This window comes from Pinirhizobacter sp., from assembly GCF_035317885.1.
Classification (GTDB): Bacteria; Pseudomonadota; Gammaproteobacteria; order Xanthomonadales; family Rhodanobacteraceae; genus Pinirhizobacter.
This window is the reverse complement of sequence record NZ_DATHFX010000369.1, coordinates 1-8265: the sequence shown is the minus strand read 5'-3', so window position 1 is coordinate 8265 and position 8265 is coordinate 1. Positions and strand designations below refer to the sequence as shown.

General features: G+C 67.5%; 11 protein-coding genes. 7 read left to right on the top strand and 4 right to left on the bottom strand.

Annotated features, from left to right (window positions below):
* The coding region (locus VK519_RS12210; protein ID WP_324350134.1) for a 3'-5' exonuclease at positions 1 to 681 on the top strand (681 nt) is incomplete at its 5' end.
* On the opposite strand, the gene VK519_RS12205 is transcribed toward VK519_RS12210, so the two are convergent.
* From VK519_RS12205 to VK519_RS12195, 3 genes are read right to left on the bottom strand one after another with little or no spacing between them, the layout of a single operon-like run.
* Positions 682 to 1917, bottom strand: a complete 1236-nt coding sequence (locus VK519_RS12205) for a heme biosynthesis HemY N-terminal domain-containing protein (RefSeq protein WP_324350132.1) — start codon at positions 1915 to 1917, stop codon at positions 682 to 684.
* A 14-nt stretch (positions 1918 to 1931) separates the two neighbouring features.
* The gene (locus VK519_RS12200) at positions 1932 to 3065 is read right to left on the bottom strand and encodes a uroporphyrinogen-III C-methyltransferase (protein ID WP_324350130.1); all 1134 of its coding nucleotides are present in this window, start codon (positions 3063 to 3065) and stop codon (positions 1932 to 1934) included.
* A 35-nt stretch (positions 3066 to 3100) separates the two neighbouring features.
* Positions 3101 to 3826 carry a uroporphyrinogen-III synthase gene (locus tag VK519_RS12195; RefSeq protein ID WP_324350129.1) on the bottom strand — a complete coding sequence of 242 codons (726 nt, stop codon included), beginning with the start codon at positions 3824 to 3826 and terminating at the stop codon, positions 3101 to 3103.
* A gap of 98 nt (positions 3827 to 3924) precedes the next feature.
* Here VK519_RS12195 and VK519_RS12190 point away from each other — a divergent pair, with 98 nt between their 5' ends.
* From VK519_RS12190 to VK519_RS12180, 3 genes are read left to right on the top strand one after another with little or no spacing between them, the layout of a single operon-like run.
* Entirely contained in the window at positions 3925 to 4383 is a 459-nt protein-coding gene (locus VK519_RS12190; protein WP_324350127.1) for a YiiD C-terminal domain-containing protein, read from the top strand.
* Between the two features lie 55 nt (positions 4384 to 4438).
* Positions 4439 to 4852: a hypothetical protein gene (locus tag VK519_RS12185; protein WP_324350125.1), complete on the top strand. Its 414-nt coding sequence runs from the start codon at positions 4439 to 4441 to the stop codon at positions 4850 to 4852.
* A gap of 49 nt (positions 4853 to 4901) precedes the next feature.
* A complete protein-coding gene (locus VK519_RS12180) occupies positions 4902 to 5345 on the top strand; it encodes a rhodanese-like domain-containing protein (protein ID WP_324350123.1) in 444 nt (147 codons plus the stop codon).
* 3 nt (positions 5346 to 5348) lie between these two features.
* On the opposite strand, the gene VK519_RS12175 is transcribed toward VK519_RS12180, so the two are convergent.
* Entirely contained in the window at positions 5349 to 6404 is a 1056-nt protein-coding gene (locus tag VK519_RS12175) for a 2Fe-2S iron-sulfur cluster-binding protein (RefSeq protein WP_324350122.1), read from the bottom strand.
* A gap of 63 nt (positions 6405 to 6467) precedes the next feature.
* Here VK519_RS12175 and VK519_RS12170 point away from each other — a divergent pair, with 63 nt between their 5' ends.
* The 3 genes from VK519_RS12170 to VK519_RS12160 all read left to right on the top strand — a co-directional run.
* Entirely contained in the window at positions 6468 to 6920 is a 453-nt protein-coding gene (locus tag VK519_RS12170) for a hotdog fold thioesterase (RefSeq protein WP_324350120.1), read from the top strand.
* The gene (locus VK519_RS12165) at positions 6917 to 7864 is read left to right on the top strand and encodes a serine/threonine protein kinase (protein ID WP_324350119.1); all 948 of its coding nucleotides are present in this window, start codon (positions 6917 to 6919) and stop codon (positions 7862 to 7864) included. The genes VK519_RS12170 and VK519_RS12165 overlap by 4 nt, the downstream gene beginning before the upstream one ends.
* Positions 7865 to 7885: 21 nt before the next feature.
* Positions 7886 to 8265, top strand: a 380-nt coding sequence (locus VK519_RS12160; protein ID WP_324350117.1) for a hypothetical protein, incomplete at its 3' end; no start/stop codon positions are given.

Sequence of the window (8265 nt, the reverse complement as noted above, 5' to 3'; positions counted from 1 at the left end):
AGCCGAGGCAATGCCGAATCCCGCGTGGAGAACCTGGACGAACTGGTCAACGTGGCCAGCCGCTTCGAGCCCACGGCCGACGACATCGACGCTGGCCTTACCGAACTCACCGCTTTCCTGTCGCACGCGTCGCTCGAAGCCGGCGAAGGCCAGGGCGAGGCCTGGGACGATTGCGTACAGCTGATGAGCCTGCATTCGGCCAAGGGCCTGGAATTCCCGGTGGTGTTCCTAGTGGGCATGGAAGAGGGCCTGTTCCCCAGCCAGCGCACGGTGGAAGAAGACCGTCTGGAAGAAGAACGGCGCCTGGCCTACGTGGGTATCACCCGCGCCCGCGAGCGCCTGTTCGTGACCCATGCCGAATCACGCCGCATGCACGGCACCGAGATGCTGGCCCGGCCATCGCGATTCCTCGGCGAAATCCCAGCCGAACTCCTGGACGAAGTACGGCCTCGCGTGCAGGTGTCGCGGCCGGTCTACGGCGGCGCGGGAAGCGCCTATGCCGCCCCGGTGGCCGACACGCTGCCCGTGGCGCTGGGCTCGCGTGTGTCGCACCCGAGCTTCGGCGAAGGCGTGGTGGTGAGTGCGGAAGGCGGTGGCGCCCACACCCGCATCCAGGTGAATTTCACCGATGCCGGTTCCAAGTGGCTGGTGCTGGCCTACGCCAACCTCACACCGCTGTAGTTACTTCGGCAGGCGCGGCACGCCGTGCACGTCGCGTTCTTCCACGGCCACTGGCCGGGTATCGATGCGGCTGGCATGCACCGCAGGCAGCGGTTCGGCGGCCTCGCCACGGGCGATCGCCAATGCATTGCGATAGCAGCGGTGGGCGAGGCTGGTTTCACCCTGCCCCACGCAGGTGTCCCCCAGTGCTTCCCAGGCCAGCGGATCCGGTGCCAGCGCCAGCGCGCGCTCGAGATACGCGCGTGCCTTGCCCCACAATTTCAGGCGCACGCACATGCGGCCCAGCGCCGTGAGCAGCGAGGCGTCGTTCGGATGCGCATCGAGCCAGCCCTCGGCCCGGCGCATGCGCGTTTCGATGTCGTCCACGCCAAGCGCGCCATAAGTCGCCGCCAGGGACGAAGACCACTCGCGGCGCAGCGATGATTCCACTTCGTCCATCGCGGCCAGGTTCTGGCCAAAGCCCGCGGCGCGGCGCGCGTAGGCATCGACCACAGCCGCGGAGCGGCGCTGGTTCTTCGGCAACGTCGACCAGAATTCGGTCAGGGCCGCGCCATCGGGCGCGCGGGCAATGGCCATCAGCAGGATGCGGTTCTCAAGGTCGGCCAGCTGTTTCGTGGACAGCACGCCGCTTTTCTGCAGTGGCTCCAGGCAATCACGGGCGCGGCGCGTGTCGCCGGCCAGCACCGCGGATTCGGCCAGTTCCGCCCAGCCCGCGGGCGGCAGGCTCCGGGTGTCGGCGTCGGCCGCCAGCAGCGCCACCGATTCCTGGGGACGGCCGTCCAGGCGCAACAGTCGCGCACGCACGATGCGCGCGGCGGCCGGGGTGATCTGGGCCGCTTGATCGAGCGACTCGATGGCGCGGGCTTTCTCACCACGCCTGCTGGCAGCTTCCGCGGCGCCGAGCAGCGACGCTGCGCGCAGTGGCTCGTAGCGCGAGGCGCGGGAGAGATCCCGTTCGGCGTCGGCGTTACGGCCTTCGAACAGGGCCACGATGCCGTCGCTGAAACGGCGGCGGCTTTGCCGCCGGTGGCGCCGGGTGGTGGCATCGAACGGCCACCGCAGCAAGAACCACAGCGCGCCGAGCAGGAACCAGATCACCAGCAAGGCGACGATGGCGAAGACCACCGTGGTGGTGATCCGCACGCCGCGGATGCGCACGAACACCAGGCCCGGGTCCGCCGCGATCCAGTGCCAGCCGAAGGCGGCCACGACCGCCACGAAAATCAACAGCAGCAACCAGCGCTAGGGCTTCATGGCCTGCCCTGGGCCGGTGCCGACGAAGGCGCGGCGGGCGCCGCCGGTGCGCCGTGCAAGGCATGCACGGAACGCGTATTGGACAATTCCGCCAGCGCTGCGCCCAACTGCGGCGGAGCGACGTTGCCGGTGGTTTCCAGCAGCATGTCGGCGATCTGCGCACGCGACTGACGTACGCGGGCGTCGTTCGGATCGAAGTTCTTTTCCAGCGTCATGTCGACGCGACGCAGGGCGTCGGTGCGCCCCTTGTCGTCGAAGGCAAGCAACGCGGCCTGGGCCTGGGCGAGGTCGAGCAGCGCCAGCTCACGCGCCAGGCGACCGTCGGCCATCGCCAGCGGCGTGCCGTCGTCGCGCTGGATGCTGATCACACCGGCCAGGGCGCGGCCGACACGAGCGAAGAACCCCTGGCCTTCTGCATCGGCCGCGGGCATGTCCACCGGGCGATAAGGCATCTGGGCAAGGTCGGTACGCATCGCCGAGATCAGGGAAAGATCGTGCGTCATTGCCGGCACCTTCACCTTCGACAGCGCCTCGCGTTCGGCATTGAGGCTTTGCCGCACGCCTGAATAGGCACCGTCGTTCACCGCGGCCAGGGCCTGGTCGGCCGAGGTGTAAGCGGCGATGGCGCCGCCGGCGTCGTTGAACAGCACGAAGCGCTCGCGACCCATGCGCAGCAGCGATTCGGCCTCGTCCAGCAACATGGTGTCGTGGCCGCTGACGCTGCGCTCGGACAACCGGGCCACGGCGTCTTCCAGGTTACGCGTGCGCTCGGCGTTGCCCAGCACGTCTTCGCGCAGCGAACGATTCACGCCATCGGCATCGGCCAGGCGCTGGCGAAGGCTGGCACGCTCGTCGCGCAGGTTGTTCACCTGCTGCCCCAGGCTGCCGATCTGCTGGTGGAGGTCGTCCACTGCACGTCCGCCCGCGGCACTGGCCTGCTCCAGCTGCCAGCCGCGCCAGGCGACGTATGCGGTGCCGGCGAGGGCTACCAGGGCCAATAGCAGGGCCAGGGCGATGGTGCCGCCGCGGCGCGGCGCGGGCCGGCCAATGGGTGCCGGCGAAGATATGCGGGGCGATGCCGGCGTGCTGGACGCGACGGGCTCGGGCTGGTCGGGAGTCGTTTCGCTCATGCGTTGCATGCTAACAGGAGCGCGTAACGGGGTCGTCAATCGCGAACATGCGCCGCCATATCCAGTAGCGCCGGGCCTTGCGCCGATGAAGCCACGTGGACGATGGCAATGCCTGCCTGGCTTGCCATGGCAGCCAGGCGCTCGCTGCTCACGATCCAGGTCGCCCCGAGCAAGGCCTGCCATGGTGCTCCGGCCAGTCCCCGATGAAGGTTCGCCAGGGCCTCGGCGCTCGACAGCAGCACATGGTCGTGCTGCTCGAAGGCGCAGGCCGCGTCGCGGTGGCGTGCGTCCAGCCGCGCGGGGCCGCGCCGGTACACATGCACCTCGTCGAACCGCGCCGACCGTTCGCGCAACACCGAACGCAATATGCCTCGGCCACCCGCCGCGCCTATGAGTGCCACGCGTGCATGGCCAAGCTGCGACATGATGTCCATGGCCAGCAATCCCTCGCTGTCCTCGCGATCGGGAAAGCGCACATCCTTGATGCCTGCGCGGGCAAGCGCCTTCGCCGTACCGGCACCCAGCGCGCAGACCTGCGCCCTGGTAACCAGCCGGTGCAGCTGCCGGGCATGCGCCACGGCCGCCGGGCTGGTGAACACGATCACATCGGCGGTCAATGCATGATCGAGCGCCGTAGCGGCGGCCCGGGTGTCCTCCGCGGCGCGCAGCGAAAGACCAGGTAGCAACACGGGTATCCCACCGCGGGCACGCACCGCCGTGACCAGCGCCGCGGCGGTGCCGGCAGGCCGTGTGATCGCCACGCGGCGGCCCTTAAGTGAATGAATCGACGTGTCCGCCATAAGGTCCGGGAGTTTACCTTGCTTGCCCCTGCCGGCCCGGGGCGGCAGACTGCCGCGCCATGTCGACAGAACCCTCGCAACACCTTTCCGCCCTGCTTGCGCGCATCCCGCTGGTGCAGGCCATGCAGCTTCAGCTGCATGCATGGGACCCCGGCCAACTGGTGATGGCCGCACCACTGGCGCCCAACGTGAACGACAAGGGCTGCGCGTTCGGCGGCAGCCTCGCCAGCGTGATGACGCTGGCCGGCTGGGGGTTGGTGGAACTGGCCATGCATGCCCGCGGCCAGGATGCGGACATCTTCGTGGGCACATCCACCGTCAGCTACCTGCAGCCGGTATGGGATGACTTCCAGGCCGTCGCCACGCTGGACGAGCGCACCGACTGGGAGGCCTTCTTCGACGACTGGGCCCGCCACGGGCATGCCCGCGCGCAGGTGCTGGTCACCGTGCCCGGACCCGGCGACAAGCCGGCCGCCACCCTGCAGGCACGCTTCGTGGCCAAGCGCCGCAAGGCGTGATGCGGCACAATTGGCCCTTCGGATTGGGCTTGAGATCACCAAGGGGAATTCACCGATGCGCCGACTTATCCTGATCCTGGCCGTAATGGCGACCGCGCTTGCCGGTTGCGCCAGCGACCGCCGCTCTGATTCCATGACCGAGACACTCACCCGCTATGGCTCGGTGGTGCGCTGGGGCGATGCCCGCAGTGCGCTGTCCTTCGTCGATCCGAAGGTCGTCGAGGCAAACCCGCCCTCATCGATGGAGATGTCGCGTTGGTCGCAAGTGCGCGTAAGCGGCTACGACGAAGGCGTCGGCCCGTTGCCCGGCGACAACCCCAACGAAGTGCGCCAGGTGGTGCAGATCAACCTGATCAACAACAACACCCAGTCCGAACGCAGCGTGGTGGATCACCAGGTGTGGCGTTACGACCCGGAAAAGCACAAGTGGTGGCTGATGAGCGGTATCCCGAACATCGCGCCGCAATGACCGGGCGCATGAAAGGCTATAATCGAAGGCTGACTGCCTGGATGCATCGATGAACGACGTGCTGCACAAACTGCCCCAGTTCCTGGGCAACCATCCTTTCCTGCTTGCCCTGTTCGTGGCGCTGGTGCTGGCCCTGATCGTTACCGAGATCCTGCGGCTCACCCGCAAGTGGAAGGAATTGACCCCGGCCTCGCTCACCCTGCTGATCAACCGCGAGAGCCCGCTGGTGGTGGACATTTCCGCCTACGCCGACTACGAGAAAGCCCATATCCCCGGGTCAAAGCACGTCCCGCCCAGCCAGTTCGATCCGGAAAACAAGGAACTGGCCAAGGTCCGCGAACTGCCGGTGGTGGTCGTGGACAAGGACGGCCGCGGCATGGACAAGGCCGCCGCGCGCCTGGTCAAGGCCGGCTTCACCAGGGTGCACACGCTCGGTGGTGGCGTCGCGGCCTGGCGCCAGGCGCAGCTGCCGCTGGCCAAGGGCAAGAATTAACCGCTAGAGCCCGTGGATTCCCGCCCGGGCGGCCAGGATGCTGGCCAGCACGTCCGGCGCGTATTCGAACGAATCGAAGTAAAGGTGGTCTTCGGGCAAACCCGCGGCCACGAAGCGCTCGCGGCTGGCCGCGATCATCGCCGGCGGCCCGCTCATGTAAAGGTCCACGCCGGAAAGGTCGGGCCAGTCTTCCAGCACCGCCTCATGGACCAGGCCAGGACGCATACCCACCTGGCGGGCCTCGTCGGCATCGCTCAACACCGGGATGAAGCGCAGGCCCGGGTGCCGCATGACCCATCCTTCGGCGCGTTCGCGGTCGTAAAGGTCGGGCTCCACGCGGGCGCCCCAGTAAACGGTGATCGCGCGCTGTGTCCCCAGGGCCAGGAAATGCTCCACGATGGCCTTGATCGGCGCAAAGCCCGTGCCGCCGGCCATGAACACCATCGGACGCTCGGTATCCTCGCGGGGTACGAAGGTACCCTTGGGCCCCTCCACTTCCAGCGTGTCACCCACCGCCAGGGTGGTGTCGACGTACGCGGTGAAGCCACCGCCGGTCACGTGGCGCAGGTGCAATTCGATGCCGTGGTCGTCCGCCGGGCTGCTGGCGATGGAAAACGGCCGGCGCTTGCCGTCCTCAAGCACGATGTCCAGGTACTGTCCCGGTAGCCAACGCAGCGGCGTGTCGTGCACCGGCACCAGGCGCAGGCCGATAACATCGGCTGCCAGGCGCTCCTTGCGCGATACACGCACCTTGATCCTTACCTTGGGAATATCCTCGACCGACGCCACCTCGCGCGAGGCGATGGTGATGTCGCCCAGGGGCACCGCCTGGCAGGTAAGGATCGAATGGCGCACCTGCTCGGCAGCCGACAGGGCCACCGGGGGATTGCGCGGATAGTCGCAGGCGCCCTGCAGCAACGTGGCCTTGCAGCTGCCGCACACACCGCCCTGGCAGGAATACGGCAGGGCAATGCCCGCCCGTTGCGCGGCCTCCAGCACGGTTTCACCCGGCGCCACGTCGAAGCGGTGGCCGGAGGCTTTCAGGGTTACGGTGTGCACCTGCGCATTGTCGCCAAGCGGGAAGAACCACGACAATGCGGCCCAACGCGCAGGAGATCAAGCATGTCCATCTGGAAGCAATCCACCGAACTGGCCCGCATCAATGGCTGGAGCACGAACACGATGATGGCCACGCTCGGCATCGCCTTCACCGCGGTAGGCGATGACTGGCTCTCGGCCACCATGCCGGTGGACCACCGCACCCACCAGCCGTTCGGCCTGCTCCATGGCGGAGCTTCCGTGGTGCTGGCCGAGACCGTGGGCAGCACCGCGGCCATGCTTGCGCTCGATCCAGCCCTCGAGGTGGCCGTGGGCCTGGACATCAACGCCAACCACATCCGCGGCGTGCGCTCGGGGCTGGTCACCGGCACCGCGAAAGTCGTGCATTTGGGCCGCAGCACGCAGGTGTGGGAAATCCGCATCACCAACGAAGAAGATTCCCTGGTGTGCCTGTCGCGGCTGACCATGGCCGTGGTGCCCACCCGCAAGGTGGCGCCGGCCGGCTTTGGCCAGTGAGCCACGACGCACCCTACGCCGCCCTGTCGCCCGACGTGGTGCTGCAGGCGGTGGAGGCCACGGGGCTGTGGACCGACGGGCGCCTGCTTACCCTCAACAGCTATGAGAACCGCGTGTTCCAGGTGGGCCTGGAAGACGGTGGGTTCCTGGTAGGCAAGTTCTACCGTCCCGGCCGATGGAGCGATGCCGCCATCGCCGAGGAGCACTACTTCGCTGGGGAACTGGCGAACGCTGAAATTCCCATGGTGGCGCCGCTGCGCTTCGGCCACGACACGCTGCTGCACCATAACGGCTTCCGCTATGCGCTTTATCCGCGCCGCGGCGGCCGTGCGCCATCGCTGGAATCCACCGACCAGCTCGAGTGGCTGGGTCGGCTGATCGCGCGCATCCACCTGGTGGGCGCGAAGGAACCCTTCCAGGCACGTGGACGCCTCGACCGCAAGACGATGATCAGCGAACCCTGCAATGCGGTACTCGCCTCACCGCTGATCCCGGTGTCCGTTCGCGAGTCTTACCGGCATGCCGCCGCACGCGTCGGCGAAGCGATCGATGATCGCCTGGACGCCTATGGACCGTGGCGCGCCCTGCGCCTGCATGGGGATTGCCACCCCGGCAATGTCCTGTGGACCGACGGCGGCCCGCATTTCGTCGACCTTGACGATGCCCGCATGGGCCCGGCCGTCCAGGACCTGTGGATGCTTGCCGGCGACGATGCATCCATGCGCTCTTTGCTGGAGGGCTACACCCAGTTCCGCGAATTCGATGAATCCGAACTTGCGCTGGTGCCCGTGCTGCGTGCCATGCGCCAGGTGCATTACGCCGGATGGATCGCCCAGCGCTGGGGTGATCCGGCCTTCCCCGCCGCCTTTCCCTTCGCCGCCGAACCGCGGTGGTGGGAGCAACACATCGCCGACCTTGGCGAAATCGCCGATGATCTGTCGTAGACGTTTTTCCAGGAGCCCCGCATGACGCTTTTCCTCTTCCGCCTGATTGGCCTGGTGCAGATTGCCGGTGGCTTCTTCGGCCTGTCGTCGATGACCTATCGCCTGCTGGCCGGTGGCGGCGGCATGCACGCCCTGGTGGATATCCTGGGCGCCGTGCTCTACGCCTTCATCCTGGTGGCTGGCGTGTTGCTGGTGGCCAATGATGGTCGCGGCCAGGGGCTGTCGATGTGGGCGCAGGGGCTGCAGGTGCCGCTTTTGTCGTTGCCGCTGATCCACTATGAATTGCATGCCGGCGCATTCTTCTACCTGATCGTTCACCTGGCTCAAGGTGCGCACATCGGCATCGACTACCACGTGGGCACCTATGGCTGGGGCGCCTGGCTCGGCGGGGGTGGATCCTC